At 64.5% G+C, this 26670-nt stretch carries 26 protein-coding genes; 10 read left to right on the forward strand and 16 right to left on the reverse strand.

Features of this window, described 5'->3' with window-relative positions:
- The first annotated feature begins 174 nt into the window (after nt 1-174).
- Complete coding sequence (locus ACLH0K_RS04955; RefSeq protein WP_411375719.1) at nt 175-1689, forward strand: MFS transporter; 1515 nt, start codon at nt 175-177, stop codon at nt 1687-1689.
- Between the two features lie 63 nt (nt 1690-1752).
- On the opposite strand, the gene ACLH0K_RS04960 is transcribed toward ACLH0K_RS04955, so the two are convergent.
- The 3 genes from ACLH0K_RS04960 to ACLH0K_RS04970 form a co-directional block, all read right to left on the reverse strand.
- Nucleotides 1753-2757: a bile acid:sodium symporter family protein gene (locus ACLH0K_RS04960; RefSeq protein ID WP_411375720.1), complete on the reverse strand. Its 1005-nt coding sequence runs from the start codon at nt 2755-2757 to the stop codon at nt 1753-1755.
- 83 nt (nt 2758-2840) lie between these two features.
- The gene (locus ACLH0K_RS04965; RefSeq protein WP_411375721.1) at nt 2841-3731 is read right to left on the reverse strand and encodes a potassium channel family protein; all 891 of its coding nucleotides are present in this window, start codon (nt 3729-3731) and stop codon (nt 2841-2843) included.
- A gap of 21 nt (nt 3732-3752) precedes the next feature.
- Nucleotides 3753-4613: an alpha/beta fold hydrolase gene (locus ACLH0K_RS04970; RefSeq protein ID WP_411375722.1), complete on the reverse strand. Its 861-nt coding sequence runs from the start codon at nt 4611-4613 to the stop codon at nt 3753-3755.
- 87 nt (nt 4614-4700) lie between these two features.
- On the opposite strand from ACLH0K_RS04970, the gene ACLH0K_RS04975 reads away from it, so the two are divergent.
- The gene (locus tag ACLH0K_RS04975) at nt 4701-5363 is read left to right on the forward strand and encodes a dihydrofolate reductase family protein (RefSeq protein ID WP_411375723.1); all 663 of its coding nucleotides are present in this window, start codon (nt 4701-4703) and stop codon (nt 5361-5363) included.
- A gap of 109 nt (nt 5364-5472) precedes the next feature.
- On the opposite strand, the gene ACLH0K_RS04980 is transcribed toward ACLH0K_RS04975, so the two are convergent.
- The 8 genes from ACLH0K_RS04980 to ACLH0K_RS05015 all read right to left on the reverse strand — a co-directional run bounded on the left by ACLH0K_RS04980 (nt 5473) and on the right by ACLH0K_RS05015 (nt 14447).
- Entirely contained in the window at nt 5473-6753 is a 1281-nt protein-coding gene (locus ACLH0K_RS04980) for an ABC transporter permease (RefSeq protein ID WP_411375724.1), read from the reverse strand.
- Nucleotides 6750-7517 carry an ABC transporter ATP-binding protein gene (locus tag ACLH0K_RS04985; RefSeq protein WP_411375725.1) on the reverse strand — a complete coding sequence of 256 codons (768 nt, stop codon included), beginning with the start codon at nt 7515-7517 and terminating at the stop codon, nt 6750-6752. Before ACLH0K_RS04985 ends, ACLH0K_RS04980 begins: the two co-directional genes overlap by 4 nt.
- A 39-nt stretch (nt 7518-7556) precedes the next feature.
- Nucleotides 7557-8537 (reverse strand): NAD(P)-dependent alcohol dehydrogenase, encoded by a 981-nt coding sequence (locus ACLH0K_RS04990; RefSeq protein ID WP_411375726.1) that lies wholly within the window; start codon nt 8535-8537, stop codon nt 7557-7559.
- Nucleotides 8534-9232, reverse strand: a complete 699-nt coding sequence (locus tag ACLH0K_RS04995; RefSeq protein ID WP_411375727.1) for a DUF2306 domain-containing protein — start codon at nt 9230-9232, stop codon at nt 8534-8536. The genes ACLH0K_RS04990 and ACLH0K_RS04995 overlap by 4 nt, the downstream gene beginning before the upstream one ends.
- The gene (locus tag ACLH0K_RS05000; protein WP_411375728.1) at nt 9229-9492 is read right to left on the reverse strand and encodes a hypothetical protein; all 264 of its coding nucleotides are present in this window, start codon (nt 9490-9492) and stop codon (nt 9229-9231) included. The genes ACLH0K_RS04995 and ACLH0K_RS05000 overlap by 4 nt, the downstream gene beginning before the upstream one ends.
- 99 nt (nt 9493-9591) lie before the next feature.
- The gene (locus ACLH0K_RS05005; RefSeq protein ID WP_411375729.1) at nt 9592-12303 is read right to left on the reverse strand and encodes a LuxR C-terminal-related transcriptional regulator; all 2712 of its coding nucleotides are present in this window, start codon (nt 12301-12303) and stop codon (nt 9592-9594) included.
- A gap of 82 nt (nt 12304-12385) precedes the next feature.
- Entirely contained in the window at nt 12386-13453 is a 1068-nt protein-coding gene (locus ACLH0K_RS05010) for a glycerophosphodiester phosphodiesterase family protein (RefSeq protein WP_411375730.1), read from the reverse strand.
- A 145-nt stretch (nt 13454-13598) separates the two neighbouring features.
- Nucleotides 13599-14447: an alpha/beta fold hydrolase gene (locus ACLH0K_RS05015; RefSeq protein ID WP_411375731.1), complete on the reverse strand. Its 849-nt coding sequence runs from the start codon at nt 14445-14447 to the stop codon at nt 13599-13601.
- 110 nt (nt 14448-14557) lie between these two features.
- Here ACLH0K_RS05015 and ACLH0K_RS05020 point away from each other — a divergent pair, with 110 nt between their 5' ends.
- Nucleotides 14558-15277, forward strand: a complete 720-nt coding sequence (locus ACLH0K_RS05020; RefSeq protein ID WP_411375732.1) for a hypothetical protein — start codon at nt 14558-14560, stop codon at nt 15275-15277.
- Nucleotides 15278-15418: 141 nt separating this feature from the next.
- On the opposite strand, the gene ACLH0K_RS05025 is transcribed toward ACLH0K_RS05020, so the two are convergent.
- On the reverse strand, nt 15419-16348 hold the full coding sequence (locus ACLH0K_RS05025) for an NADP-dependent oxidoreductase (RefSeq protein ID WP_411375733.1): 930 nt from the start codon (nt 16346-16348) through the stop codon (nt 15419-15421).
- A 176-nt stretch (nt 16349-16524) separates the two neighbouring features.
- On the opposite strand from ACLH0K_RS05025, the gene ACLH0K_RS05030 reads away from it, so the two are divergent.
- From ACLH0K_RS05030 to ACLH0K_RS05045, 4 genes are all read left to right on the forward strand, one after another.
- On the forward strand, nt 16525-16668 hold the full coding sequence (locus ACLH0K_RS05030) for a hypothetical protein (RefSeq protein WP_411375734.1): 144 nt from the start codon (nt 16525-16527) through the stop codon (nt 16666-16668).
- A gap of 101 nt (nt 16669-16769) precedes the next feature.
- Nucleotides 16770-18047 (forward strand): glycosyltransferase, encoded by a 1278-nt coding sequence (locus tag ACLH0K_RS05035; RefSeq protein ID WP_411375735.1) that lies wholly within the window; start codon nt 16770-16772, stop codon nt 18045-18047.
- A 651-nt stretch (nt 18048-18698) separates the two neighbouring features.
- Entirely contained in the window at nt 18699-19301 is a 603-nt protein-coding gene (locus ACLH0K_RS05040) for a hypothetical protein (protein WP_411375736.1), read from the forward strand.
- A 377-nt stretch (nt 19302-19678) separates the two neighbouring features.
- Complete coding sequence (locus ACLH0K_RS05045) at nt 19679-20086, forward strand: hypothetical protein (protein WP_411375737.1); 408 nt, start codon at nt 19679-19681, stop codon at nt 20084-20086.
- A gap of 179 nt (nt 20087-20265) precedes the next feature.
- On the opposite strand, the gene ACLH0K_RS05050 is transcribed toward ACLH0K_RS05045, so the two are convergent.
- Both ACLH0K_RS05050 and ACLH0K_RS05055 read right to left on the reverse strand, forming a co-directional pair.
- Nucleotides 20266-20937, reverse strand: a complete 672-nt coding sequence (locus ACLH0K_RS05050) for an endonuclease/exonuclease/phosphatase family protein (RefSeq protein ID WP_411375738.1) — start codon at nt 20935-20937, stop codon at nt 20266-20268.
- 81 nt (nt 20938-21018) lie between these two features.
- Nucleotides 21019-22011 (reverse strand): HNH endonuclease, encoded by a 993-nt coding sequence (locus ACLH0K_RS05055; protein ID WP_411375739.1) that lies wholly within the window; start codon nt 22009-22011, stop codon nt 21019-21021.
- Between the two features lie 27 nt (nt 22012-22038).
- Here ACLH0K_RS05055 and ACLH0K_RS05060 point away from each other — a divergent pair, with 27 nt between their 5' ends.
- The gene (locus ACLH0K_RS05060) at nt 22039-22341 is read left to right on the forward strand and encodes a nucleoside triphosphate pyrophosphohydrolase (protein ID WP_411375740.1); all 303 of its coding nucleotides are present in this window, start codon (nt 22039-22041) and stop codon (nt 22339-22341) included.
- Nucleotides 22342-22455: 114 nt separating this feature from the next.
- Nucleotides 22456-23538: an endonuclease NucS domain-containing protein gene (locus tag ACLH0K_RS05065; RefSeq protein WP_411375741.1), complete on the forward strand. Its 1083-nt coding sequence runs from the start codon at nt 22456-22458 to the stop codon at nt 23536-23538.
- Nucleotides 23539-23587: 49 nt separating this feature from the next.
- On the opposite strand, the gene ACLH0K_RS05070 is transcribed toward ACLH0K_RS05065, so the two are convergent.
- Nucleotides 23588-25246 carry a thiamine pyrophosphate-binding protein gene (locus ACLH0K_RS05070; protein ID WP_411375742.1) on the reverse strand — a complete coding sequence of 553 codons (1659 nt, stop codon included), beginning with the start codon at nt 25244-25246 and terminating at the stop codon, nt 23588-23590.
- Between the two features lie 231 nt (nt 25247-25477).
- Entirely contained in the window at nt 25478-26149 is a 672-nt protein-coding gene (locus ACLH0K_RS05075; protein WP_411375743.1) for a hypothetical protein, read from the reverse strand.
- 149 nt (nt 26150-26298) lie between these two features.
- Here ACLH0K_RS05075 and ACLH0K_RS05080 point away from each other — a divergent pair, with 149 nt between their 5' ends.
- A complete protein-coding gene (locus ACLH0K_RS05080) occupies nt 26299-26607 on the forward strand; it encodes a hypothetical protein (RefSeq protein WP_411375744.1) in 309 nt (102 codons plus the stop codon).
- The last annotated feature ends 63 nt before the right edge of the window (nt 26608-26670 follow it).

The raw sequence follows: 26670 nt of genomic DNA on the forward strand, positions 1-26670 counted from the left end.
AAGGCGCGCTCCCGAGGCGCGTGCCGCCGTCGTACTTTGCCGCTGAAACGCAACCGTTGTTGCGCCACTCCGGCAGTGGCAAGATGAGCGGAGGTGTTGGGCTGCTGCCGCCGTGGGGGCAGGAAGAACGACGGCGCGTGCCCGGCTTGATGAGCGATGCGGGCGGTGACGGCCATGACAGAGCACAACGGGCGGCAGCGGCGGCTGAAGGTATCTGACGTCAACGTGGTGAACCGGCGGACGCTGCGGAAGGCGCTGGGCGGCACCATCGTGGGCAACACGATGGAGTGGTACGACGTCGGCGTGTTCGGCTACCTCATCACCACTATGGGCCCGGTGTTTTTGCCAGAGGCCGACCGGGCCGTCCAGAACCTGTTCCTGCTGGGGACCTTCGGCGCCACGTTCATCGCCCGGCCGCTGGGCGGCATTTTCTTCGGCTGGCTGGGCGACAGGATCGGCCGGCAGAAGGTGCTGGCCATGACCCTGATGCTGATGGCCGTGGCGACGTTCGCCGTCGGTCTGCTGCCCGGGTATGCGGTGCTGGGCATCTGGGCCGCGGTGCTGCTGGTGGTCCTCAAACTGCTGCAGGGTTTCTCCACCGGCGGCGAATACTCGGGCGCCACCACGTTCGTGTGCGAGCATTCGCCGGACCGCCGCCGGGGCTTCTACGTCAGCTTCCTGGACATGGGCAGCTACCTCGGCTTCGCGGCCGGCGGGCTGGTGGTGTCAGTCCTGCAGCTGACGCTGGGCCAGGAACAGATGGAGGCGTGGGGCTGGCGGATTCCGTTCCTGGTGGCCGGCCCGCTGGGTGCCGTGGCCGTCTACTTCCGCATGAAGATTGAGGAGTCCGCCGCCTTCAAGGCGACGCAGGAAGCCGAAGCGGTGGCGGCTAGGCATCCCGAGACGGGGGAGGAGCTCCGGCCGGTGGGCCCGCTGGGGATCCTGAAGGCGCACTGGCGGCCCGTCCTGCTCGCCATGATCCTGGCCGCGGCCGCGAACACCGTGGCTTACGCCCTGACCTCCTACATGCCCACCTACCTGACCACCAACAAGGGGTACAGCGAAGTGGAAGGGACGCTGCTGACCATTCCGGTGCTGGTGGGGATGGCGCTGTGCATCCCGTTCACCGGGCTGCTCTCGGACCGGATCGGCCGCCGTCCGGTGCTGTGGATCGGGGCCGCCAGCACGGTGGTGTTCGCGGTGCCGGCGTTCCTGGCCATCGCGGCGGGCAGCGTCCCGGCAACGCTGCTGGGCCTGGCGCTGATCGCCTTCCCGGTGGCGTTCTCGGTGCCGAACCTCGCCTCCGCGCTGCCGGCGCTGTTTCCCACCGAGCACCGCTTTTCCGCCATGGGCATCGCCTACAACCTGGCGGTGGCGATTTTCGGCGGGACAGCCCCGTTCATCATCGCGGCCCTTATCGGGCTGACCGGCGACGACATGGCCATCGCGTACTACCTCATGGCCGTGGCCGCGGTTGCCGCCGTGGCGATCTACTTCCTGCCGGAGTCGGCCCGGCGGCACCTGCCCGGGTCCATGCCGAATGTGGAGTCTGTTGAGGCGGCGCGGAAGCTGGTGGAGACTCAGGACCACAACCCGCTGCTTGACGTGGACACGCTGCCGTTCGAGGAAAGCTTCGAGATCGCGCGGGCGTCCCACAGGAGCGGGCCGGGGAAGCCAACGGTGATGTGAGCAAAAACGGACGACGGCGGCACTCGGGCGAGCGCCGCCGTCGTACCTTTCCTGCGGGGAGGGTTACTCCGTGACCGCCGCCGGAACCTGCCCGCCGTCCCGCACGGCAGGAGTGCTGCGGCGCCGCCAGTAGGCGGCCAGGAGGGCGCCGGACACGTTGTGCCAGACGGAGAAGATCGCGCCGGGCAGGGCCGATTCGGGCGTCAGGTACGTGCGTGCCAGGCCTGCGGCCAGGCCGGAATTCTGCATGCCCACTTCCACTGCGGTGGTGCGCCGGGACGGAACCGGAAGCCGGAACAGCCTGGCGGCGGCGTAGCCGAGGGCGTAGCCCAGGCCGTTGTGCAGGATGACGGCGGCGAGGACCAGGAGCCCGGCGGAGAAGATCGCCTTGGCGCTTCCGGACACCACGGCTACCACCACAAAGGTGATGGCGATGACGGAGATCCAGGGCAGGGCGGGCAGCGCCTTGTTGACCAGGCGCGGCAGGAAGAGCCGGACCACCAGGCCCAGCAGCACGGGGAACAGGACGATCTGGACGATGGACCAGGCCATGGAGCCGGCGTCCACCGGCATGTACTGCCCGGCCAGCCACAGCGCCAGCACCGGGGTCAGCAGGGGAGCAAGCAGCGTTGACACGGTGGTCATGGCCACGGACAGGGCAACATCCCCCTTGGCCAGGTAGGACACCACGTTGGATGCCGTGCCGCCGGGGCAGCATCCCACCAGGATGACGCCTGCTGCCAGCGCGGGAGGCAGTCCGAGTGCCACCGAGATCAGCCAGCCGAGGAACGGCATGATGGCGTACTGTGCCACCACCCCGATCACCACCGGGATGGGCCGCTTGGCGATGATGGCGAAGTCAGGGGGCGTGAGCGTCAGGCCCATGCCGAACATGATGATGCCCAGGAGCGGGTTGATCCATGAGCTCAGGCCCGTGAAGGCTGCGGGCGCGGCGAGCGCTACGGCGCCGCCGGCCAGGATGAGCAGGGGGAAGAGCGTGACGGCGATGCGGGCGCTGCGTTCCTCGGCGGCAGTGGCCGTGGTGGGGGTTCCGGATAAAGAAGACATGACTACCGGACTATCACAGCGAGGGCCCGCTCCCTGAATTGACGGGTGCTGATGACGTCCAACGGGGCGACCATCGGGTGGGGTTAGGTGCCGGCTTCCTCCGCCCGCCGGTGCCGGTGGTGCAGCTCGTAGCTGTCGAAGACGTCGGAGGACGTTTCCCCTGCATGTCCGAACTTGCCGCGGAGGACGTCGGCGAGCCCGTCCAGTGCCGTGTGCAGCATGCGTCCGGCAAACTGCAGTTCCCGGCTGTCGCTTTGCTCGGCCTGGGACGCCAGTTGCTGGGCGTAGGCGACAGTGGCAGGGAGGGAGCCCCGCTGCTCCACTTCGCGGAAGTAGTAGGTCTCGCGGAACGCCACCAGGTCGATGCTGACCGTGGCCACGTTGCTGGCCAGCGACTCCAGCAGCCCGGCCGCGTGCCGGGGCTCCATAGCTTCAAGGCCTTCGGGTCCTGCCGCTTCGCGGAACAGGTTCAGCTGGTGGGCCAGGGCGCGACGCCGGTTCAGGGCGGGATAGGTCTGCAGGATCCAGGAGACGGTTGCGGTCAGCAGGCCGAAGCCGGTGACGGCCTCGAGGGCGGAGACCAGCCTGAGCACCGGATTGGCGGCAACGATCTCACCGAACCCCACGGTGGACAGGGTGACCATCGAGACGTAAAGAGCCTCGGTGAAGTCGGCCTGTTGGGGAACGCCGGCACCGTAGACGAAGCCGCCCTGCAGGTGGGGGAGGTACAGCAGGGCCCAGCCAACGGTGGCCAGGGTTGCCCAGACCGCGATGACGCTGGCCATCGCCAGCGGCGCCGCGACGGCGGATCCCCGGCCCGGCAGTTTCCGGGCCAGGAGCCAGAAGCCGCGCATGATGGCCCGGCCCGCGGGACCGGAACCGTGCGGGTAAAGGAGTGTGTAGAAGACGTCGGCGAGCATCAGCAGAATCAGCGCGGCCCCCAGTACCGTCCAGAGCACGCCCGTGAAGTCCATGCCTCATCTTAGGCGGGACGGTTAGGGTGTCCGGTACAGGCCAGGGCGGTCGCGCGGTGCCCGGGGTGCTGACGGCTGGTCAACCGACAGGAGAAACGCCGTAGTATCCTCCGCCACCCGGTCCGGGCATTCCCACAGGACCATGTGCGCGACGTCGGGGTAGACCTTCAGGACTGCGCCGGGGATCCGGGCCGCCAGGGTTTCCTGGTCCCTGCGCGGCAACAGGTTGTCCTGACGGCCCCACAGGATGAGTGTGGGCGCATGGATGGTTCCGGATTCGGTGGGCGGGGCGGCTTCACACAGTCCGTTCAGGATGGCCTTCCACACCCGGGCAGGCATTTGAAGTCCGTCACGGACACGGTCCTCCAGGTACCAGGCGGGGACGTCGTGCAGCAGGGGAAACCAGGCCAGCGAGTCCCGCACCCAGGCCTCGTCGAGCGGGTCCGTGAGCGCGTCCACCTCGTCGGCGAAGGCCGGCCGTCCCTGCAGGCTCAGGGGTGACCCCACCAGCACCAGCGCCACAACCTTTTCGGGATGCGCGACGGCGAGTTGCTGGGCCACGTAGCCCCCGCTTGAGGAGCCGACGACGGCGGCCCGCGGCACGCCGAGCGCGTCCAGGATCCCTGCGGCGTCCTCGGCCTGCTCCGCCAGCGAGTAGCCGTCCGCCGGTTTGTCCGCCCCGCCCTGGCCGCGCAAATCCGGGGCATAGACGCGGCAGCCAGTGAGCCGGGGGACCAGTCTGTCGAAGCAGTGGCGGGACTCGCCCCAGGCGTGCAGCAGCAAAAGTGGCGGCGCGCCGCGGTCGTCCTTCTCATTGTCTTCAACGAGGCACGGCACGGTGATGCCGGTGCGGAGCCGCAGTTCCAGGACGTCGGAGTCCATGGTTTCAGGGTACGCCGGTGACGGGTCTTGAGCAGTGGGGATTGACCGCCCTACAGTGGCTGCCACCGACACTTCAGGAGAGCTGACATGTCCCTCGTCCGCGTGCACAACTTCTCGGTCTCCCTCGACGGCTTCGGCACCGGCGAGGGCCAGCAACTGGACGCTCCGTTCGGCCATGCAGGGACGCGGTTGCTGGAGTGGGCCTTCGAGACGCGGACGTTCCGGGCGATGGGCCTCCACGGGGAAACTGAAGGATCCTTCGGTGTTGACGAGTCGTTCGCCAGCCAGTGGGGGACCGGGGTGGGCGTGGAGATCATGGGCCGCAACAAGTTCGGCCCCCAACGCGGACCGTGGGAGAACGAGGACTGGAAGGGCTGGTGGGGCGACAACCCCGTGTTTCACACCCCCGTGGTTGTCCTGACGCACTATCCCCGGCCGGTCCTGGAAATGGAAGGCGGGACAACCTTTCATTTTGTGGACGCGGACCCGGTTTCCGCGCTGGAACAGGCCCGCGCCCTGGCACCCGGCCTGGATGTCAGGATCGGCGGCGGTGCCAGCACGGTGCGGCAGTTCCTCGAGGCAGACCTGATTGACCATATGCATATCGTTCTCGTGCCGATCATTCTGGGTCGGGGTGAACGGCTCTGGGACGGGCTCGAGGGCCTCGAGGAACGCTTTGACATTGAGGCGACCCCCTCGCCGCAGGGCGTGGTCCATCTGGTCTTCACCCGCCGGGCGGACCGGAGTTGAGTGTTCCGCGAATGGCGGCGGGACGTACGACGGCGGCACTTGGGTCAGTGCCGCCGTCAAAACGTGTCCGTGCCGGCTCAGAAGGCAACGGATCCGTGTCCGCCGTTCCCTATTCGTAGCGGAGGGCCTCGATGGGGTTCTGGCGTGCCGCCCGCCGTGCGGGAAGCGTGCCTGCGAGGAAGGCGATGAGCATGACCAGCAGGATGACCAGGGCCATAGGCGCCGGCGCGAACCGGAGGACCTGGAGGCCTTCCAGGTCTGCCACGACCGTACCCGTGAGGTACGTATTGGCAACGGTGCCGGTCGCGACGGCGGCCACTGCACCAATGAGGCTTCCAAGCAGTCCGATGAACACCGCCTCGAGGCTGAACAGGGCATAGATCCGGCCGCCGCCCATGCCCATGGCCTTCATCAGGCCGATCTCACGGGTACGTTCCTGGACGCTCATGAACAGCGTGTTGATGATGCCGAACCCTGCAGCAATGAGGGCGATGACGGCGAAGGCGTTCAAGATACCGATGATGCCGCTGATGACTGACTGGATCACCCCGATCTGGTCCGCCACGGTCAGGGCTACGAAGCCTTTGCCGGCCAGTTCCGCTTTGATGCCGTCGACGGCGGCTGTGTCCAGGGCGGGATCGAAATGAGCCGTGGCGAGGGCTGAAAGTGCCGCCATTTCCGCTGGCTTGCCGGTGTTCTGGATGTCGTCGATAGCCCCTGCCAGTACTGGGTTGAGCGCTGCACCGGAGGCGAGGATGGTTTCGGTCTGGACGCCCGCAACCACTGCCTGGACTTCACGGATGACCCCGGAGTATTCGGCTACGCCGATGATGACCGTCTTCCCCACGGCATCTTCGGGCCCGGAGAAACCCAAGCTCTGCACATAGTTGCTGACGAGGAGGATCTGCGGTTCGCTTCCCTGGGTGCTGAGCTGGGAGCCGGCCGCGAGCTGCGGCGTGCTCAACGAGGCGTTTGCGTTGACACCCAGTTCGAACCTGCCGCTGTTTGCGTACTGGATGTAGCGCGGTGCGAGGTTTCGTGCCGCGCTGACGTCCAGGATTCCGGGGACGGCGGCGATGCTTTCCAGGTCCTTGGCGGTGAGCGGGTCGGTGTCGTCCTGGAACGGGGCACCTGCCGCGCGTTCAGGGTCGTAGGGGGTCGGGCCGGCGTCTTCTGGCGTGGCTTCGGTGGACTTCATGACTGACAGCACGTCCGGGGCGCCAAACGCTGCGATTTGGGTGTCGATGTAGCTGGAGACCCCGGTGCCGATCGCGCTGGTTATGGTCAGGGTGAATGCTCCGATGAAGACGGCCGTGACCGTCAGGATGGTCCTGGCCTTGCTGCGGAAGCTGTTGCCCGCGGCGGAGGTGATGACGTCGATGGTTTTCATGCCGAGGTCCCTGGAAGGTCTTGCGGGCTGACCTCGCGGCCGTCCCGGATGAACAGTTGGCGGTCGCACCGGGCCGCGAGGTCGGGATCGTGGGTCACGATCACCAGTGTGATCCCATGCTTGTGGTTGAGCTCGAACAGGATGTCTTCCACCAGCCGTCCCGTTGCCGTGTCCAGGTTCCCGGTCGGCTCGTCGGCGAAGATCACTTTGGGGCGGTTGACGAGGGCACGGGCGATAACCGCGCGCTGTTTCTGGCCTCCGGAGAGGGCGACTGCCTTGTTGTTGGCCTTGTCTTCCATATCGAGCTGCCCCAGAACCTCCAGGCCCCGTGCCTTGCGCTCGCGGGCGCCCACTCCTGCGATCTTCAGTGGAAGCACAACGTTGTCCAGGACTGTGGCGTTCGGGGTGAGGAAGAACTGCTGGAATACGAAGCCAAAGTCGGCGTTGCGCAGCCGGTTCAACTGCTGGGCCCCGAGCTGCCTGGCATCGGCTCCGCCAACGCTGAGTGTTCCGCTATCGGGTTGGTCGAGCAGGGCGAGCAGGTGCATCAGAGTTGACTTCCCGGAACCGCTCTTGCCAATGATGGCGAGCGATTCGCCGGCACGTACGTCCAGGCTGACGCCGGCGAGGGCGTCGAAGCGGGTGCTGCCGCGCCCGTAGGACTTGTGCAGGTCCCGGGCGGAGAGGATGACCGGTTTGCTGTCCGGCAGTTCCGGAGGCTGGGGGCTGGACTGCCCGGGAACATGGGTGGTAGTTGTTGGCATGGTGGAGTCCTGGGTTGTGATTTCGGGTAGGGGTGGGCCTTAGCCTGCGGGCGCGACCAGCAGAACGATGTTGCCTTTTTTGTGGCCCGAGTCGGCGGCGCGGTGTGCGTCCACGATGTCGGAGAAGGCGTACGTCCGTTCGATCACCGCCCGGTAGTGGCCCTCTTCGGCGAGGGCCACGAGGTATGCCAGGTCCGCGGCCGCGTGGTGTGCGTTGACCACCACCACCTTCTTGCCGGAGCGCCGGGCCTGGACGGGGGCAAGGAGCGCGCTTTTCAGGTCGGCCACGACCAGGAGCAGCGCACCGCCCCGCTTGATCAGGTGTTGTACCCGGGCGAAGGGCGCGTTGCCCACGCAGTCCATCACGACGTCGTATTCCTGCTTTTCGGCGGTGAAGTCGGTGGTGCCGTAGTCGATGACACGGTCCGCGCCGAGGGACCTGACCAGGTCTGCGTTGCGGCTGCTGCAGACGCCGGTGACTTGGGCACCGAGATGTTTGGCCAGTTGGACCGCGGCAGTTCCGACGGCACCCGACGCGCCGTTGATGAGGACCCTGTCCCCGGGCTTGATCCCGGCCTGCTTCAGGGCTGCGAGCGCGGGAAGGCCTCCGAAGGGAAGGGTCACGGCTTCCTCGAAGCCCATGTTGCGCGGCTTGGCGGTGACGGGGGCGTCCTGGGGGACGGTCACGTACTCTGCGTGGCCTCCGAACCTGGCTCCGAGCATCGCAACGACTTCGTCGCCAGGGGCAAAGGCTGTGACGTCGGATCCAACGGCCTCGACAACTCCGGCCGCGTCCATGCCCAGGACGTTGTTCCGGGGCCTGAGAATGCCCAGGGAAAGGGCGGTTGGTATCGCCAGTCCGCGGGGAACGATGCGGCTCCGGGCCCGGAAGTCCGCGGCGCTGACCGTGCTGGCGTGAACCTTGACGAGCACGTCGTGCGGGGCAACCGGGGGCTTTGCGATTTCTTCGACCGACACGACGTCGGGGGACCCGTACTGCCGGTAGGTGGCGGCCTTCATGGTGCTGTCCTTTGCTGTGGTTGCAGGGTTTTGGGTTGGGTCCGCCGGGCGGGGAGTTGGAGCCGGCGGCGGCTGATGGCGTATTCGGCCACGCCGAGGTTGATGACCCAGGCGGCCCCAATCAGCAGTGCCCGGGTGGTCACGTCCGGTGGTCCGGACGTGAGCTCGGGGATCATGAGCAGGAGCGGCTGGGTTCCTGCTCCCACAGCGATGGCGTAGGCGCGGGTCATCCATGCGCCGTGGCCCGTGAAGTTCCGTCGCCTGATGTCCAGGGCCCCGAGGACCAGGAAGGCCAGCATTGCCGTACCGAATACCAGCCTCAGGATGTAGAGCACGACGCCGTCACTCGGCGGGAGTGCGTAGAAGAGGGTCATCCACAACCCCGAGAGCGCGACGAGGAAGCCGGCGGGAACCAGGATCCGTCCCACGAGTTGGTGCCAGCTGCGCCTGCCCTTTTGCGGGCGCCGGAAGGATGGGATGAACTGGAACGCGCCGAGGAAGGCATAGACCGTGGCGCTGGCAATATGGATCAGTACGGGAGCCGGGGAGTCGAAAAACCGTTCATTTCCCGGTGTGATGTCAGCACCGCCGGTCAGCTCAGTGACGCGGAACGCCCCGCCGATGACCGGGATGAGGTTCAGGAGAATCAGGCCCGCCGGAACCCACCACCGGTTGGGTTGCCTGGTGCTGTTCACCGGACGTCCTCTGGAAGGGGTACCGGCTGGTCAAGCCTGGCGACGGAAACCAGGGGCAGGCCCGTGTCGCGCACCTTCTGGAGCATGCCAAATAGCTGTGCCTGGTCGGTGACCTGTCCGCGGAGGACTGTTGTGCCGTCGTCGTGCGCCTCAAACTGCTCGGCACCAAACCAGGCCTGCCAGCGGGGCGCCAGGTGGCCCTGGACCCGGATCTCGAACCAGGTGGGCTGGTCCCGTGGGGTGGATGTTGTCTCACTCATGAGGAAACGGTATGAGGAGACCTGACTACCGGGCGTCACCACATCTGGTGATTCAGGTGATGAATTCTCCTGTCACCTGCGGACCAATGAGTGGGTGCGCTACGGCAGGAGGTTCAGCTGGCGGGCACGCCGGACCGCGGCCCGCCGGTTGTTCACGTTGAGCTTGGCGTAAATGCGGCTGGTGTGGGTGCGCACCGTATTGAGCGAGACGGACAGTTCACTGGCGATGGCCGGTCCGCTGAGGTCCGTTCCCAGCAGCCGGAGGACATCCTGTTCCCGGTCGCTGAGCGGTTCAACGAGGCCGAAGGTGGCCGGGGTGATGTCCTGGCGGCTTTCGATGGCCGCCAGGAGGCGCCGGAGGTACGGCGAGGTTCCGGACCGCTTTAACGCGGCCTTCAGCAGGGACGCCATCGGAGGCCCCTCATCGGCGAAGATCCGGACGTACCCTTCCGGTTCTGCCAGTGCCGTGGCCTCCGTCAGCGCGGTAAGTGCTGCGCCGGGGTTGCCCTGCTGGTGCAGCGCCAGGGCCTGGAGGATCCGGATTTCGATGACGCTTCCGGCCCGGCCTCCGGAACGGGCAGCATCCAGCAAGCGATCCAAAAGGCTAAGCGCCGAATGCAGGGACGCCGGATCCCCGCCTGCGGATTCGGCGAGAAGGGCCCTGGCCAGGGTGATGTGCTCGAATTCCCGGAGGTAGTGCAGGTCGTCATCCGGGGTGACACCGTGAGTGGCTGCCCAGTTCCGGGCTTCAGCCAGCCGCCCCTGGCGGATCAGGATTCTGGCTTTCAACGCAGGGACCGGCCGGACGTTGGGGAAGAAGTCACTTACATACAGGTGCTCTGCGTCGGTGAGGAGGGCCAGCGCGCCGTCGAGGTTCCCATCCGCCTCGCAAACCGCGGCCAGCGCCACCCGCGACCGGTAGGGATTCTGCGGCAGCCCGCCCCCGGGTCCCAGGTCCTCGCTGCGCTTGAGGAACCGGGCTGCGGCCTGCAAATCGTTGCATTCGCGGTGGACGCTGCCCAGGCCGACGTACATATCTGCTGCCCCGCGCAGCGTTTGGCCCTCTTCGGTGAGTGCCAGGTCCAGCGCCTGTTCGTAGGTGGCTGTGGCCTCATTCAACCGGCCCTGCGCGAGGCGTATGTCTGCCAGGGCGACGGCGCAGCCGAACGTGTCGGCGATGAAGCCCGCACTGCGGAGGCCGTCACTGCACGCCGAGTATGCGTCATGGGCGGCCGGAAGGTCCGCCATGCGCCAGAAGGCCAGGCCCAGCAGGCCGTGGGCGGCGGCACGGCCACCATGGTCGTCGGGCGGCAACAGACTGAGCGCATGTTCTGCCTGGGTGATGGTCCCCGCAACGTCACCCCTGCCCAGGGCCAGGGCCGCGCGGTAGACCTCCGCCATGCCGGGCAGCTTCCGGAATTCCCCGGTGTCGCGGACCACCAGGCCGGTCGAAGAATCGGCAGGGTCGGCGGCATTATTGGTTTCGGGGTCGGACCAGGGCTCAATGTCCCGCAGCCGTTGGTGAACCCCGTCAAAGTTTCCGCCCAGCATGAGGGCTCCGACCAGTTCCAGGCCCAGGACCGGGCGGGCGCGGATCACATCCCGGGGGAGCAGCGGAAGCCACCGCTGCAGGACGGCCTCCTGGCGGTACCTGCGGATTGCCGGCACCGCCAGTTCGATGAGGTCGGCCGCGCGGTCAAGATCCTTCGCCGCGAAGGCATGGTCGATCGCCTCGTGCGGCCAGCCGTTGTGCTCATACCAAGCACTTGCCCGTAGGTGCAGCTCCGCGACTTTCCCGGCCCGCTCATCCAGCAGGCGTGCCTGCAAAACATCCGCGAACAGATGGTGATACCGGAACCATTGCCGCCGTTCATCCAGCGGGACCAGGAAAAGGTTTCCACGCTCCAGCACGCGCAGCGTCGACGAGCCGTTGTCCTGGCCCGTGACGGCGTCAACGAGCGGACCGGTGAGCCGGTCCAGGATAGAGGTTTGCAGCAGGAACCGCTGGATACCCTCGGGTTGTCCCTGCAGGACCTCCTCGAGGAGGTAGTCGACAATGTAGCGGTCGTCCCCGGCGAAACCGGCAATGAACGCGGACGGGTCGTCCCTGTCCTGCAGGGAAATCGCCGCGAGCTGCAGGGCTGCGATCCACCCTTCCGTCCGCCCTTCCAAGGCCGCGACGTCGGGCGGTGTCAGTGACAAGCCCATGCAGTCGGTGAGGTAGGTGGCCGCTTCCCCTGGCGTGAAGCGAAGTTCCTGGGCGCGGATTTCCACCAGCTCGCCGCGGGCCCGGAAACGCGCGAGCGGCAACGGCGGATCGGTACGGCCGGCGATGATCACGTGTACGTGGGGCGGCAGGTGCTCGAGGAAGAAAAGGACGCTGTCCTGGATTTCGGACACCTCGATGAGATGGTAGTCATCCAGAACGACGAAGAGATCATCGGGGATCAGCTGAAGGTCGTTCAACACCGTGGCGAGCAACGGCTCCACGGGCGTTTGCGTGGACCGCAGGACCGACAGCGCTTCCGCCCCTGCCCCGCCCGCTGCAGTGGATATCGCGGTCACTACATAGGACCAGAACAGGCCCGGGTCGTTGTCGCGCCTGTCCAGGGAAACCCAGGCAACCGAATGTCCGGGACCCGGGGCCAGCCATTCAGCCAGCAACGTTGTTTTTCCAAAGCCTGCCGGAGCCGAGACGAGCGTCAGCCGGGACTGGGCACCACGGGCCAGGCGCTCGTGAAGCCGCCGCCGCGCAATGGCACCGCGAAGGCGCGGTGCCATGAGCTTTGAATCCAGAAGCGGACCAGCCATCGGTCCCTCCCTTCGAACCCTTCACAAAGCATAAGCGCCGCCGGGGCAGCAGGTGCTGCACCAGCGGCGCGGGTTCAGGAAACTAGCCCTTCACCTCATAAGCCTTCGGCAGCTTCAGTCCGCGCTCTTCCATGAGGGTGCGCAGCCGGGTGGGGTAGTCGGTGATGATGCCGTCCACGCCCAGGTCCATGAGGCGTTCCATGTCGGCGGTGGTGTTCACGGTCCAGGGGATGACGGGCAGGCCGAGTTCGTGCGCTTCGGCGATCATCTCCGGGGTGACGGAGCGGAACGTGGGGGAGACGACGTCGTACCCCTGGGCGGCTGCGGCCTTGGGAAGGGAACCGTCGTAGTCGTCGATGTCGATGCCGCCCAGGTTGCGGCTGGCGCCGGGCTGGCCCACACCCATCCACGCGTCACCGCTGGAGAGCGCGACGAGCGGCAGCTCCGGTGCGAGTTCCTTGGTGAGGTTCAGCGAGGACCAGTCGAAGGACTGCAGGGTGGTGCGGTCCGCCATGCCGGACGCCTGGATCTCGGTGACGACGGCGCGGGTGAGGGACTCCATCCCGGCCCCGCCGACCTGGCTGGACTCGACCTTGGTTTCGACGTTGAAGCGGACCTTGTCGGCGCCGGCGTCGCGGACCAGCTGGTAGACGTCCTTCAGCTCGGCAACTCGGTTGCCCTCGATGACGTCCTGCTCCGGATAGCCGGGCAGCTGCACGTAGCCGCAGTTGAGGGTCTTGACCTGGGCCAGGGACAGCTCTGCTACGCGGTCGCCCACGTACGGGAACTCGGGGTCGCCGGCGGTGGCGGGCGCGGTGTCGATGCACTTGGCGGCCTGGATGGTGTCGTCGTGCCAGACGATGACCTTGCCGTCCTCGGTCAGGTGGGTGTCCAGCTCCAGGGTGGTCACGCCCAGCGCCAGGGAGTTCTTGAAGGCGGCGAGGGACTCTTCGGTCCATTCGCCGCGGCCGCCGCGGTGGGACTGCAGGTCGAAGGAGCCGTTGCGCTCGTTCACCTTCAGCGCAGAGGTGGCGGCGCCGGCAGCGTTCGACGACGGCGTGCCGGTTTCGTTCTCGCCGCTTGCGACGGCGGGGCTCGCCATGGCGGCGATCAGGGCGGCGGCTGCCGCTGCGGTCAGGACTGTGCGCATGGGTGGTTTCCTCCAGCAAGAAACGGGGGCGGCCTGTGGGCCGGTGACCCGTCAACGCTAGGAAGGGCAGGTTGCGGTTGTGGTGCCGGGAGTTGGAGCGGAGGTGAATTGCAGGTGGTGCGGAAGGTATTCGCGGCATTGCTGTTCAGGGCTCTTGGTCGTGCTCCCTCCGCAGTAGTGTCGCAAAGTCCGGGGCGTGGGTCGCCGGCCACCAGTGCCCGGCGTTCACTTTCGTTACCGTGAGCCTGGTAACCCACTCATTCAAACCGTCGGTCAGGCTCGGGGAGACGAATGGGTCCCTGACCGGGACAATCACATGGACGGGAATGGATACCCGGTTCGGAGGCCGGCGCTTGGCGTGGAAGTTTGCCCGGTAGAGGGCAAGCCCGCGGATGGAATTGTTGCCTACGGTGCGCCCGGTGGCACGCTCGTAGGCGCCGGTGAGGAAAAAGCGCCAGAGCACCTCGGGCAGCAGGGGAATCTGGAACACCGCCACGTAGGAGCTGCGCAGGAGTTGTCCCGACAGCTGGGGCCAGCCCCGCGGGTGCCGCAGTTTTTCGCGTATCCACCGGGAAAAGTGCTGCAGGTCCGGCCCGGACACGCTTGTTAGGCGGCTGATCCTTCCGGCGGCGCGTGGGTCCTGGACTGCTGCCCAGGCCTGGATGGATCCCCAGTCGTGGCCCACAAGGTGAACGGGCCTGGCAGTCGTGGCCGCCAGCACCGCATACAGGTCATCCACCAGGGCCTGCAGCACAAAGCTCGCCGGCTTGTCGGTGACGGAGGAGGATCCGGCGTTTCGGGTGTCATAAGCGATGATGCGGAATGTCTCCGCCAGTTCGCGGATGAGCGGAAGGTATAAGCGGTGGTCGTCCGGGTAGCCGTGGACCAGAAGCAGGACAGGAGTATCGGCTGCCGGGTCCTGCCCGTACTCAAATACCGCCAGGTCCGCCCCGTTGGAACGGATTGTCCGCTGCCTTTCGCTCAAACTGCCCATCGGCAAAGGCTATAGCCTCGAGCGGGGCGCGTTCCTCGTCGCCCAGGGTTTCCCTCGATATGGCAATTCCGGCCGTCGCCCTCGGCTGTTAGCGTGCGGTAATCAAAGTGATGGGCTGGAACGACGTCAGGGGGAGCATTGTGCGTGGAAGATCTCAGCCGGATAACTCGGCCCGGCCGCGCTGGGCCCGGATTGCAGTGGTCGCCTATTTGTTGGTGACGTTTGCTGTAGTTGTTACGTCGCTTCTGGCCGGAACCGTCGGCACGGGCTGGGATGCCGGGTTCAAGGAGGGCGTGCTGCTCGCCATGGTGGTTCTGACGCTGCCAGTTTCGGCTGCGTTTCTCGTCATCGGGACTATTGGCTCCGGGGGAGGACCGATGCCGACGACGGTCCTCTACTATTCCGGATACCTCCTCCTTGCGCTGGTTAACGCGGGTTTCTTCCGGTTGGTTGTCGGCAGTGCGCGGAAGCGTGCACCGGCACGCATGCCGGACGCCTCGGCCCGGTATCCGGGGGTCAGGCTACGCGGGGTGACGCCGGACGCCAGGAAGCTCTGGTGGACGGTGCCGTTGGCGGTGCTGCTGAGTCTTCCGCAATGGATGGTGGCGAGTTTTGCGTGGTGCGGGATCAGTGGTTGCAGCGGCGGAGGTTTCGGGGTGGCCACCGGAACCGAATGGATTGCCGTCATCCTGAGCGTCGTCAACGGCGTGATTATGGCAGTGGCCGTGTTCGCGGTGCGCTGGCTGTATCCCACTGGAAAGCGCGCCCTCATTGCCGTGGCGGCCGGGACTTTCGTCGGTTTTGTGGGAGCTGCGGTCACCCACGGATAGAGAAGTTCCATATCCGGCGGGAATGTTCACGGTCCAGAGGATGACGGGGGGCCGGACGCTGCAGCTGGGGTGTGCACCCGCCTCTAACTGACTAAGGCCCCGTTCCATGGGAACGGAGCCTTAGTCAGTCGGCTGCCTGGATCAGAAATCCTGGTCTACGGCAACCACGATCTTGCCGCGGGTATGCCCTTCCATGTTGGAGCGGAAGGCATCAGCGGCCTTTTCCAGCGGAAAGACCTCGGCAACTTCCACCCGCATTTTCCGGTTGTCCGCCAGGTCGGCGAGTTCCTGCAGGTCGGCTCCCACAGGCTTGACCCACATCCAGTCGCCGCCGTGCTCTTCCACTGCACTGTCGGCGATCGAGGCATGCCGGCCTCCTTCGGCCAGCACGGCCAGCGTCGCCTCGAGGTTCCCGCCGACGAAATCGGCAACGACGTCCACACCGTCGGGACGCAGCGCCCGCACCCGCTCGGCAAGGCCCTCCCCGTAGGTCACCGGCTCGGCTCCCAGGGAGCGGAGGAACTCGTGGTTCTTCTCCGAGGCAGTGGCGATGACACTGGCACCCAAGGCCACAGCGATCTGGATGCCGAGGGAACCCACACCTCCGGCGCCTCCGTGGATCAGGACAGTTTCGCCGGACTTCAAGCCCAGCCGGTTGAGCACCTGGTAGGCGGTCAGGCCGGCAAGCGGCAGGCCCGCGGATTCGTTCCACCCGAGCGAGGCAGGCTTCCGGGCCAGGAGCCGCTCCGGCAGTGCGATGTATTCGGCAAAGCTTCCGCCGTGGACGTAGTCCTTGCGGCCGTAGGCGATGACCTCGTCGCCGGGCTTGAAGTCCCGGGCGTCAATTCCCACGGACTCCACAACGCCTGCCACGTCCCAGCCGGGGATGGCGGGGAACTGCAGGTCCATGACGGCATCCAGGTACCCGGCCATGATCTTCCAGTCCACCGGGTTGACCGCGGCTGCCTTCACTTTGACCAGGACCATTCCCGGCCCGACCTTCGGCATTGGCTGGTCGCCGTATTCGAGGACATCAGGGTTTCCGTATGAGCTGTAAGTGATTGCCTTCATGTCTTTCACAATCACACAGGCATGCTTTGCTATTCCGGACCCCTGCGGAAAGTGGTCTATCCCACGGCCGGGCTGGCCGCGGGAGCGTACGACGGCGGCGCTCGCCTCCGTTCCTGAGCAGGCCTTTGCCCGTGTCACGGAAGCCGGTCCCGCCGTCGCGCCCTTAAGGTCGTTTTATGGGTACTGAACGGAACGGCGAGCTGGAAGGGCAGAGCTCCATCAACGAGCTGCTTGACCGGCCCATCGGCGACAAGCCGATGCAGCTGCCGCTGCCGTTCCATCTCCAGGTCCGGCCGGGGGAGTTCCGCCGCGCATCCTGAATTGACGGTGTAACATCCCACATGGAGTGCCGGGAAGCCTGGTCGGCGGCGATGCCGCCCTGCCTTAGGGCGGCGAAGGAGCCCGTCTGGAGGAGACTGCCATGCATGTCTTGATCATGTCTTTCGGAACCCGCGGCGATGTTCAGCCCTACGCCGCCCTCGCCGGCGAGCTTGCCCGCGCAGGCCATGATGTCACCCTCGCTGTTCCTGAAGGGTTTGCGGAGCTGGTGCCGCACGCCGGCCCCGGAACCATCACCCACCAACCGGCCGGTTCCGCAATGCTGCGTCTGGTGCAGGAGGTCATGCCGGAGCTGAGCGGCCCGAGGGATGCACTGCGGACACTGGGGATCATGACCTCCGCGATGCGTGAGCTGAACGCAGAATGCTGGGCTGCCGCGCAGGCCGCGCGGCCCGACGTCGTCGTTTACCACCCCAAGTGTCTTGCCGGGCCGCATATCGCCGAAGCGCTGGGGGTGCCGGGCGTCCTTTCCCTCCCGTTGCCGTTCTTTACCCCGACGCGTGCGCACCCCATGCCGTTCTTCGGCGGCGCCTCCTTCGGGGCGCTGGGCAACCGCGCGTCCTACGGGCTGCGCCGGATGAGTGGGGCCATGTATGGCGGCATGATCAACGACTTCCGACGCGGGATCGGCCTGGGGCGCATTCGCCGCCTGGCCGATCCGCTCCGGAATCCGGACGGCAGCCCGGTTCACGTCCTGTACCCGTACAGCAGGCACGTTGTTCCTGTCCCCGACGATTACCCTCCGTCGGCCCACGTCACCGGCTACTGGTTCCTGGATCGCAGCGACGACGGCTGGGATCCGCCCGCGCAGCTGGTGGACTTCCTCGCAGCGGGCGAGCCTCCGGTCTATATCGGGTTCGGCTCCATGGGCTTCGGCAAGGGAGCGGACGAGCGCCGGGAAATTATCCTGGCCGCGCTGCGTGCTCATGGCCTCCGCGGAATTGTGGCGACCGGGTGGGGCGGCATCGCTCCGGGTGAGTCGGGGACCGACGGCGTCCTGGTCCTGGAGGGCGCACCACACGAATGGCTCTTCCCTCGGGTCGCGGCAGTAATCCATCACGGCGGTGCGGGCTCGACGGCGGCGGGCATTCGGGCGGGCCGGCCGACGCTGGTGGTGCCGTTCCTTGCGGACCAGCCATTCTGGGGCGCGCGGGTCCATGCGCTCGGCGTCGGACCTGCCCCGCTACCGGCCAAGCGTCTCCGCACAGGCTTCACCGACCGTCTCGGCGACCTCGTCCACAACGGCTCTTACGCCTCCCGTGCCAGTGACCTGGGCGCCGCCGTCCGCGCTGAAAAAGGTCTCGCGGCCGGGGTGCTCGCCCTGGAGCAAATCACTGGTGCCGACAGGCAGCCCCGGTAGACGCCGGCGCCGGTACTGCACAATTCGGCTGCCTCGCCCACGTGTCTCTAGTACGACGGCGACAAGCAGCACGGGCGCGTAAGGACACACGTTCCGGAGGACCTTTGTGTACTCCTCTGCTGGCGTTATAGGCAATGTGTTAAGCGTGAAAGTAATTTACCTGACGGCAGGCTCAAGATAAGCTCAAGAAGTGCGCAAATTCTTCTGATATTAAGTTGCAATTCATGATCCAAGGACGCAAAGCTGGGGGCGGTAGTCACCCGAAATTCTGCGGAATTCTGGGTCGAGAAGAAGCATTTAGAGCTTCCTCTTGCTGTATATGGGTATACGTGAACCTGTCATAGTTGGCCTATGACAACACCAGGGCTTCCGGGGGCGAGCTCACAGCAGTCTGCGCCCCACCAATCACAATCACCTCTCACGCAGTCTGGTTATGGAGCGCCCACGCAGACGCTCCCGCCCCAGCCCCAGCCCCAGCCCAGGAAGGCGAAAAAGCCGCAAAATGTCCTCGGGCTTGTAGCCCTCATAGTTGCGGTCCTCGGGTTCATCTTCGCCTGTATGCCGGGAGCCCTAATCGTTGGTTGGGTACTCCTGCCGATCGCATTTATCCTGGCCCTCGTTTCCCTGTTCTTCAAGGACAAGCCAAAAGGGATGGGCATCACCGCCCTGATCCTTTCGATTGTCGGAACAATCGTCGGGGTTTTCGTGTTCCTCTCTGTCGTCTCGACGTCCTTCGAGAATGCCCTGGGCAGCGGTGACACCACGGTTGCCCAGCCGTCCAGCGATGCAGCTAAGGCAGCGGAGAGCAACTCTTCGGCCGACGCGGGAACCCGCGAGAAGCCACACCCCATCGGCTCGGTTATCGAGTCTGACGACTGGCGCGTTGTGATCAACTCGGTCACCCTCGCTGCTACGGATGCGGTTGTTGCGGCTAACCAATTCAATGAGCCCCCGGCTGCGGGTTCCGAGTACATTCTCGTGAACTACTCAACTACCTACATCGGTGATGACGCTAATGGCCAAGTGCCCGCTTTTGTGTCGGTCGAGTATGTCAGGACAGACGGCACCACCGTCAATGGGCTCGACAAATTGATCACTGCACCAGAAGCCATAGACTCGATGAGCACGCTCTACAAAGATGGCACTGCAACGGGCAATGTTGCCATTGAAGTGCCAACCGCTACGGCGGGCCAAGGCGTTCTCGCCGTTAGGCCGGGCATGCTCGCCGACAAAGTATTCGTCGCCGTCCAATAACAACCCGAGGAACGACGGCAAAAGCTCCCCATATTTGGGGAGCTTTTGCCGTGCCATTTCTGGTGCCTACCCAGGTCGATTTCTGGATCAGCTGTTGGGCGTGCTGACCATTACGTGAATAAGGAAAATTGTTGAAGTACCTCGCAATCGTTTCAGTTGTCTCGCTCGGCGCAGTCTTGCTGACTGGATGTGCTAACCCAGTCCCAGCGCGATCGGAGACGTCCACATCTCAGTCTTCATCGACGGTTTCCAGCTCTCCCGCCGGGATAGCGTCGGCGACGCCAAGCGCGGCAACACCGTCCAGACCGACTGGCACAGCAGCTCGCCCATTCGACATCGGTGCATTTGGCCTTTCAGGAACGGACAGTCGCTGGAATGTGACGATCAGTGATACGACCGTCGATGGGACCAAGCTAGTGCTTGCTGACAACCCGTATAACGAGATCAAGGAGGGTTGGCAGTATGTGGTCGGCCGGATGACATCCGTGCTGAACGAGAATCTTCGTGCAACGGACGCTGGCAAGCCCGTGTCTCCACCAGCGTCGGTCATGCCTATCTTCATTGGCAGCGATGGCAAGATTTACGACATTTGGAACGACAACAACTCCGCTGCAGTGCTCGCAGAGGACTGGATCGGCCAGAACGACATCATCGCCCAGGCAGGTATCAGCTCGACTGGGCGTTTTGCGATCCAGGTGCCAAGCCCAGCTGTGGTGGGCGGCCGTTTCGCAACGCGGAACGAGGTCAGCGGCGACATAGTGTACTTTGGAGCGCCGATCTCCTAGTGCTTCGGTACGGGGGCAAGGTGACTAACCATTCGTAGTTTCGTCGGTTGAGCTTGAACTACCGGGTCCTAAACGGACCGCCAGTATCGGTGGGCGGAGCGTGCTGATGTCCTTTCCCATGTCCCGGCAGCGGCGGCTGCAGCCGGGCGTGGGGGCCAGCGAGGGCAGCAGCATAGTTTCTAAGTTTCTTCGATGTCGAGGATTAGTGGCATGTGGTCGCTGTACATCAGCCAGTCCTCTGGGCAGCCGATCGCCATCGATGCTGATGTTCCGCCAAGGAAGGCGTAATCGATGTGATAGCCGAAGTGAAGTTTCTTCGTATGAAAGTACGTCTTCGTGGTCTCCTTGCCGTGGGGCTGGCTGTGGCTCTTGTGATAGACACTCTGCAGGCCGAGAGCCTCGAGTTTCTTCACTAGCATGGAGTGGGTCCGGCCGGGATGCTCTCGGTCCCAGACAGTGTTGCTGTTGAAGTCACCAATGATCAGTGAGGGTGCCGACGATAAAAAACCGGCGTGACGATCAATAACGTCATGTGTTACCCGCACATACTTGAGATCTTTATCCCGGACATGAGCCCAAAGCCCGATTACGTTCAAACCATCCACGCTGAACGGAATATGCCAAGGCAGAAGCGCGCCGGCCTCATGAAGCATGTAAGAACGGTTCGCGAAGCCGACGACGCCCAGTCCCTTATGCGGGTTGGAACCGACCCAAGCTTTAAACGGGGCGTCAGTTTCCTCGATATGTCGTTGAGAGGTTTCAGGCAAGATTGCGATGTCGGGTTTCAGCGCCTCGACGAGGGGGCGCTTCTTTGCAAAGCCCATGGCGCAGTTCCAGGAAACGATTCGCATCTTAGTCAGCCTTGAAGTTTAGGGTCGTATGCTCGAGGCACTGGAACTCGTTTGGATAAAGCGCAGCAGAATCCACGGTGCTTACAGCACTGACGCCAAGAATTTGTGCCACGAACCTTCACCCGCTCTATAGCCTCCTAGGGCAAGTGACAGTTCGAGCGTCCGGCGAAGCGGGTGGGGTGAGAGCATGATCGCCTCGTTTCGCTGTCCAAGCCGGAAGATCTCAACACGGGTGGGGGGTCGATTGCTCTTTTGACCGTTGCAGGAAGCGTGAGCCGGGGCTAGGTTCCAGACGGCATCAAGGTCCAACTGCGGGCTAAGCAGCGTTCTGGCCGAAGTCATCAGCGAGAACGGAAAGACGTGATCAATGGCGACAGAATCACTTTGTGTAAGGGGCTCCCAGCAGATAAGGCATCGGCCGTACTGAAAGCCCACGATAGCAGCACCAACGCCCGCTACCGGCCGCCGCCGACGTTTCTCAAGGAGATGCTCCAACCCGCGGTCAACCCCAAGTCCCTGCGTCATCAGACTTTGCCCGATTCCGCTTGCAAATGATGCTTCGACTATTCGCCAACGCGCAGTCAGTTCGGAGCCCAAGCTGTGCACTTCCGAGGAACTTGCAATCGACATCAAAGCCGGGGTGAATTCCACAACGGCGTCCGGCCCTGATGGCCTAAGGGAATAAAAACGATCAGGTGTCTCGGCCCCACCTCGCAGGTTGTGAAACTTCTGCATCACCATTCCCGGCATGGACCGCGCTGCTGCATCAACCAACTCCTCGCTCGGAAGAGCAGCCTCTGGTGACTCCTCGACAAACTTCTTGACGAGAGAGAGGAAGTCCTTCGGCGCTAGATCCAAGGAGGCCGGCGCTTGGGGCCCATCCAATGAGTGCTGGACGATTGCTGAGGTGTAGGAGGTAGCAATACTGCGCAGCGTGGCTGAAGTCTGGCCCCTGCTAGCATGCTCAATCAACGCGTGTGCCAGGGCGAACTTATACGTCCTGGCGTTTGCGCCCATCAGCACAGCCAGGCGCCAAGCTGTCGAAGCAGTCGGATGTGCTGAGTAGAACCCCATCGTGCAAGTATCGGAAGGACATCGGACGTGGGCAAATTAGTAAGGGATCGGATCCCGGAAATTATGACGACCGCGGGGTTGAGCCCGGAGACCCGCATTCTTGACTCCGCTGCTTACCTTGACAGTCTTTTCGCAAAGTTGGTTGAAGAAGCTGAGGAACTTCGCGATGCTGCTCCTCCCCGGCGGTTGGAGGAAGCGGGCGACGTCCTGGAAGTTTTCACAACGCTACTCGCTGCTTTGGGTTATTCGCTTTCAGATGTCGCCGCAGTGGCAGCAGAGAAGCGTGAAGAACGTGGAGGATTCGCAGACCGCATATGGCTCGAAAGCTAACAGCGAATTGAACTTGGGTTTGCAACTCTCGCCCGCCATCCCGGCGCAGTAGTGCTGGACTACGACTATCGTTGACCCAGATGTTTCAAGCTGTTGCTAAGCACGGGAGACTAAATGGCTGTAGAACTCGGTCTTTGGCGGGTCGACGACATCCCTCGCAGGATACCCACCCAGGCAATGCCCCTCGAGGCAAAACTCGAAAGGCTCATTCTGCAGGACCCGGAAATCCTGGAAGCGAAACTGCTGCTCATAGGAAGCCAGGTTCCAACTGGGTACGGGAAGTTTATCGATATTCTGGGAGTCGATTCCGAAGGCACACTCCACATATTGGAACTGAAAAGGGATAGGACGCCTCGGGAGGTCGTGGCACAGGCGCTGGACTACGCTTCATGGGTTGAAGCGCTCGGCAACGACGAGGTCCGCGGTATCTTTGAGTCCAGTCACCCTGGGAAGAGCTTCGATGAGGAGTTCGCCATCCGCTTTGACGGTTCGCCGGTTCCGGACGAACTCAACTCCAGCCACGTCATGACCATTGTGGCCAGCGACCTGGACAGCAGCACTGAAAGGATCGTTTCATACCTGAACCGGACCCATGGGGTTCCCATCAATGTGATGATCTTCCGTTACTTTGTGGATGAAGGCCATGAGTACCTTGCCCGGACTTGGCTTATTGACGATGCCATTCAAGCACTGCCGACTCCTGCAGCAAAAAGGGGGACGCGAGCATCATGGAATGGCCAAGATTGGTACGTGGCCTTCGGCGTCGACGGCGATTCACGTTCTTGGGAAGACGCAGCTACCTTTGGCTTCGTCTCAGCAGGAGGCTCGGACTGGTATTCCCGGACGTTGAAGGGTCTTCCAGTAGGAGCACGGATATTCGTGCACGTTCCGAAACGCGGATATGTGGGAGTGGGTACAGTTCTCGCTCCCGCCAAGCCGGCAGACGAAGCGGTTCTTGAGGTCAATGGAGAGCCGAGGAGATTCAGAAGTCTTGATCTAAGGGCGAAGTATGCCCATCCTGATGCTGGCGAAGGTGTTGATTCCGCAGAGTACGTTGTTCCCGTTGAATGGACTAAACAAGTCAGCCTTGACAACGCGCTTTGGCGTGAGGGGATGTTCGCGAACCAAAATAGCGCGTGCAAACTGCGCAATCAGTTCACAATCGACGAAGTTTCCCGTCATTTCAATTTGAACTAAGGGACGAGGCTGGCGTTCATGACAGTGCATCCCAACGCCAGCCCCATGATCACCCCGCCACTGCCGCCTTCGCCGCCCTCGTTGCATTCATCCATTCGGTCAGCCACGGTGCCCGCACGCTCGACGTGATCCGGCAGTCGGCCACGAATGTGCCCTTGGCGCCGGCGTCGATCCAGTCCTGCAACGCGGACAGGTCACCAAGAGATCGGATAACAGCGGACTCCGCACCCAACGCCCGCGCGACCCCGCTGAAGTCCACCTCCGGGATCAACATCGGCTTCTCGTTCAGGCCCTGTGACCCGTACTGGTGGATCTCGGCTCCGTAGGCGGCATCGTTGTAGATCACCACGATGGCGCTGCGGGCTGCACCAATCAGCGATTCGAGGTCGGACAGTCCCATGAGGAAGCCGCCGTCGCCGGATGCCAGCACCAGGGTACGGCCGTCCTCCACCGCACGGGCTGCCCCGACGGCGCTGGCCAGGCCCAGCCCGATGGACTGGAACGCCGTCCCCACCATCACCAGATCCTGCGGCCGCGGGATGTTCCAGTACATGGGTGCCCAGCCAATAAAGTGCCCGCCGTCCTGGACCACCGTGCGGCGCTCCGGCAGCACGGCATTCAGCGCGGTGGCAAGGGCGCGGGGGTCCAGCCGGCCGTCCACCGTTTCGGCAGCGCCGGGGGAGTGGCCCGGCCCAACAGCCAGACGCCGGACCGCCTCCGCCCGCCACGCCCCGGCAGCAGCCTCACCTTCCAGCAGAGACAAAAGCCGCGAAGCAGCAGGCTTCGCGTCCGCACGAACGAACACGTCCACCCGGGGGTGCGTCGGCTGCAGGGCGGTGTCGATCTGGATCAGGATGCTGTCCGGCCCGAGCAGGTGCCCGAACCGCATGGTGAACGGGCTCAGGCTCGCCCCGGCCACCAGGACCACGTCGGCCTCGCCCATGAGTCCGGCCGCCGTGTCGGTGCCGAAACCGCCGGCCACGCCCAGGTACCCCTCGCCATTGAGGAGGTTGAGCGCGAGGGCGGTTCCGGCGGTCAGTGCGCCGAGCCGGTCGGCGAGTTCGCGGAGCTCGGGACCGGCTCCGGCGAGGTGGGCACCCCGTCCGGCCAAGATGAGCGGCCGTTTTGCCACGGCGAGCAGGTGGGCGACCTGCCCAAGGCCGCCGTCGACGTCGTCCGCCACCTTGGGTGCCGCCGGCTCCGGAAGCTCCTCGTCCCCAGCCTCGAGCGCGGCGAGGTCGTAGGGGATGGCCAGCACGACGGCGGTGCGCCGGGTGAGTGCGTACTCCACCGCCTGCCGGGTGACGGCGCCCGCGGCGTCCCGGGTGACGGTGAAAGTGGCCGCGCCGAGGCCGGCGGCGATGGCCGCCTGGTCCACGTCCCAGGGCCGGGCGCCGCTGGCGGGGGCGTCCCCAGTGACCAGCACGACGGGAATCTGTGCCTGGACTGCCTCGGCGAGGGCGGTGAGTGAGTTGGTGTAGCCGGGGCCGTAGGTGGTGGTGCCCGCGGCGAGCCGTCCCGACGCCCGATAGTAGGCGTCGGCCGCGGCGATGGCGGCGCCCTCATGCCGGACGGCGGTGAAGCGGAGGCCCTGTTGCTCCGCGGCGTCGAGGAAGTAGGCGTTGCCGTTGCCCATGACGCCGAAGACGTCGCTGACGTAGCTGCTGAGGACCTGGGCCACGCGGCCGGAGACGGAAAGTGAAGTCATGCAGGAATCCTGTGGCGCAGCTCTCACACAAGCAAGAGGCGAGATTTCGGCTGGGATTTTTGGCAGGAGACGGGAGAAGGAGTGACAAAACGCCTAGCAGTGGCGCGCATCACGCGCGCTTCATCCAAGCATGAGAAATGGTCACTGACGCCGCACGCTCACCTAAAAGGCAGGCGAGTCACCTCCGTGCCTCAACTCCAACAGTCTGCCCTGCGACGAGAATCTGCAGCCTTAGCCATTCGGCGATGAGGGACTCTCGTGGAGCCATATTGCCCGGTCCAGGGCTCGCGGTTCTACGGCAAGCTCGGCGGCTGCGAGTTCGAGGAGTTGCCGCGCCCGTGCTGGTGTGAGCATGTGGTCTTCGCCGAGAGCCCTGGCGAGATAGCGCTGCACCATAACGTCCGGCTTGGTCTCGGTGCCGACGCCAGCGTTCATTAGCAGGTACGACCAGGAAAGCGGGCCGAAGCCGATGACAGAGCACCACGCGTTCTTTGCAGAAGCGATGCCATCCACCGCGGCGGCCCGAAGGTCTTTTGCACTTGTCACCGCGGCGTCCAGGGCCGCGAGCCGGGTCAGGCCCTCATAAATGCCCTCAGTACGCAGACGTGTGGTCCCGGGGAGTTTGCTGTCATTGCACAAAATCCCGCCGGCGAAATTGCTAGGCCCGCCCACGTCATCCATTGCCTGCAGAAGATCAGGTCCGCTATCCGAGTCTGCGGTTGGGCGTACCGCGCGGTATCGGGCGAGGACGTTCTTGGCAGATGCGGAGGTTGCGCGCAGGGAGTAGGCAGAGTTCAAGGCACAAAGTGCGAGGGAGTTGGGGAATTCAACTGGGGCACTCCAGGTGGTTGGATCTCCCAGATCCCGGGCAATGGCCTTCAGGAGTAGTTGCAGGTCAGTCATGTCCGGATGATATCTGGCTGTGCGGCGGGGAAGCGGTAACCCAGCTCAAGTGCTCGATGAGCGGCCGGGATGAGGCACATGAGAACCGTCGACGTTAGTCCGCGGAACTGGTTTCGACCTAAACTGCCACGAACTGGAAATATTGCCCTATGGCAGATCGCGCTGCATCCGACGAACACTATGTGCTTGATCTCTGCGACGAGATCCTCGGGGCTAGCGGCTGTCGCCAAATGACCTTCGACTGGCTCCGTGGCGATCCTTCCCCTTCTCGCCCTCTTGGCACCAAGCTTCCTGTAGACAGCTTCTGGCCCTCCTTCGAGCTCGTCGTCGAGTTTCAGGAAGAGCAACATTCGAGACCGTCTCCGTTCTTCGACAGGCGTCAGACCGTATCCGGGATGAATCGCGGCGAACAGCGTCGCCTGTATGACGAGCGCAAGCGCCAGCTCATCCGCGAGTAGGGGTTGCAGCTTGTGGTGATCGAGAAGTCCGTCTTCGTTGTGAAATCGAAGCGGATGATCCGT

This window comes from Arthrobacter sp. MPF02, assembly GCF_046605375.1.
Taxonomy (GTDB): Bacteria; Actinomycetota; Actinomycetes; order Actinomycetales; family Micrococcaceae; genus Arthrobacter.

Excerpts from the sequence above, each read along its gene's own strand:
- ACLH0K_RS05080 (WP_411375744.1), top strand. The coding sequence starts at position 26,299 with ATGGCAGATCGCGCTGCATCCGACGAACACTATGTGCTTGATCTCTGC.
- ACLH0K_RS04955 (WP_411375719.1), top strand. The coding sequence starts at position 175 with ATGACAGAGCACAACGGGCGGCAGCGGCGGCTGAAGGTATCTGACGTC.
- ACLH0K_RS05015 (WP_411375731.1), bottom strand. The coding sequence starts at position 14,447 with ATGGGCAGTTTGAGCGAAAGGCAGCGGACAATCCGTTCCAACGGGGCG.
- ACLH0K_RS04960 (WP_411375720.1), bottom strand. The coding sequence starts at position 2,757 with ATGTCTTCTTTATCCGGAACCCCCACCACGGCCACTGCCGCCGAGGAA.
- ACLH0K_RS05020 (WP_411375732.1), top strand. The coding sequence starts at position 14,558 with ATGGGCTGGAACGACGTCAGGGGGAGCATTGTGCGTGGAAGATCTCAG.
- ACLH0K_RS05035 (WP_411375735.1), top strand. The coding sequence starts at position 16,770 with ATGCATGTCTTGATCATGTCTTTCGGAACCCGCGGCGATGTTCAGCCC.
- ACLH0K_RS05030 (WP_411375734.1), top strand. The coding sequence starts at position 16,525 with ATGGGTACTGAACGGAACGGCGAGCTGGAAGGGCAGAGCTCCATCAAC.
- ACLH0K_RS05010 (WP_411375730.1), bottom strand. The coding sequence starts at position 13,453 with ATGCGCACAGTCCTGACCGCAGCGGCAGCCGCCGCCCTGATCGCCGCC.
- ACLH0K_RS05050 (WP_411375738.1), bottom strand. The coding sequence starts at position 20,937 with ATGCGAATCGTTTCCTGGAACTGCGCCATGGGCTTTGCAAAGAAGCGC.
- ACLH0K_RS05040 (WP_411375736.1), top strand. The coding sequence starts at position 18,699 with ATGGGCATCACCGCCCTGATCCTTTCGATTGTCGGAACAATCGTCGGG.
- ACLH0K_RS04985 (WP_411375725.1), bottom strand. The coding sequence starts at position 7,517 with ATGCCAACAACTACCACCCATGTTCCCGGGCAGTCCAGCCCCCAGCCT.
- ACLH0K_RS05025 (WP_411375733.1), bottom strand. The coding sequence starts at position 16,348 with ATGAAGGCAATCACTTACAGCTCATACGGAAACCCTGATGTCCTCGAA.
- ACLH0K_RS05070 (WP_411375742.1), bottom strand. The coding sequence starts at position 25,246 with ATGACTTCACTTTCCGTCTCCGGCCGCGTGGCCCAGGTCCTCAGCAGC.
- ACLH0K_RS04965 (WP_411375721.1), bottom strand. The coding sequence starts at position 3,731 with ATGGACTTCACGGGCGTGCTCTGGACGGTACTGGGGGCCGCGCTGATT.
- ACLH0K_RS05000 (WP_411375728.1), bottom strand. The coding sequence starts at position 9,492 with ATGAGTGAGACAACATCCACCCCACGGGACCAGCCCACCTGGTTCGAG.
- ACLH0K_RS04990 (WP_411375726.1), bottom strand. The coding sequence starts at position 8,537 with ATGAAGGCCGCCACCTACCGGCAGTACGGGTCCCCCGACGTCGTGTCG.
- ACLH0K_RS05055 (WP_411375739.1), bottom strand. The coding sequence starts at position 22,011 with ATGGGGTTCTACTCAGCACATCCGACTGCTTCGACAGCTTGGCGCCTG.
- ACLH0K_RS04970 (WP_411375722.1), bottom strand. The coding sequence starts at position 4,613 with ATGGACTCCGACGTCCTGGAACTGCGGCTCCGCACCGGCATCACCGTG.
- ACLH0K_RS04980 (WP_411375724.1), bottom strand. The coding sequence starts at position 6,753 with ATGAAAACCATCGACGTCATCACCTCCGCCGCGGGCAACAGCTTCCGC.
- ACLH0K_RS05065 (WP_411375741.1), top strand. The coding sequence starts at position 22,456 with ATGGCTGTAGAACTCGGTCTTTGGCGGGTCGACGACATCCCTCGCAGG.
- ACLH0K_RS05005 (WP_411375729.1), bottom strand. The coding sequence starts at position 12,303 with ATGGCTGGTCCGCTTCTGGATTCAAAGCTCATGGCACCGCGCCTTCGC.
- ACLH0K_RS04975 (WP_411375723.1), top strand. The coding sequence starts at position 4,701 with ATGTCCCTCGTCCGCGTGCACAACTTCTCGGTCTCCCTCGACGGCTTC.
- ACLH0K_RS05075 (WP_411375743.1), bottom strand. The coding sequence starts at position 26,149 with ATGACTGACCTGCAACTACTCCTGAAGGCCATTGCCCGGGATCTGGGA.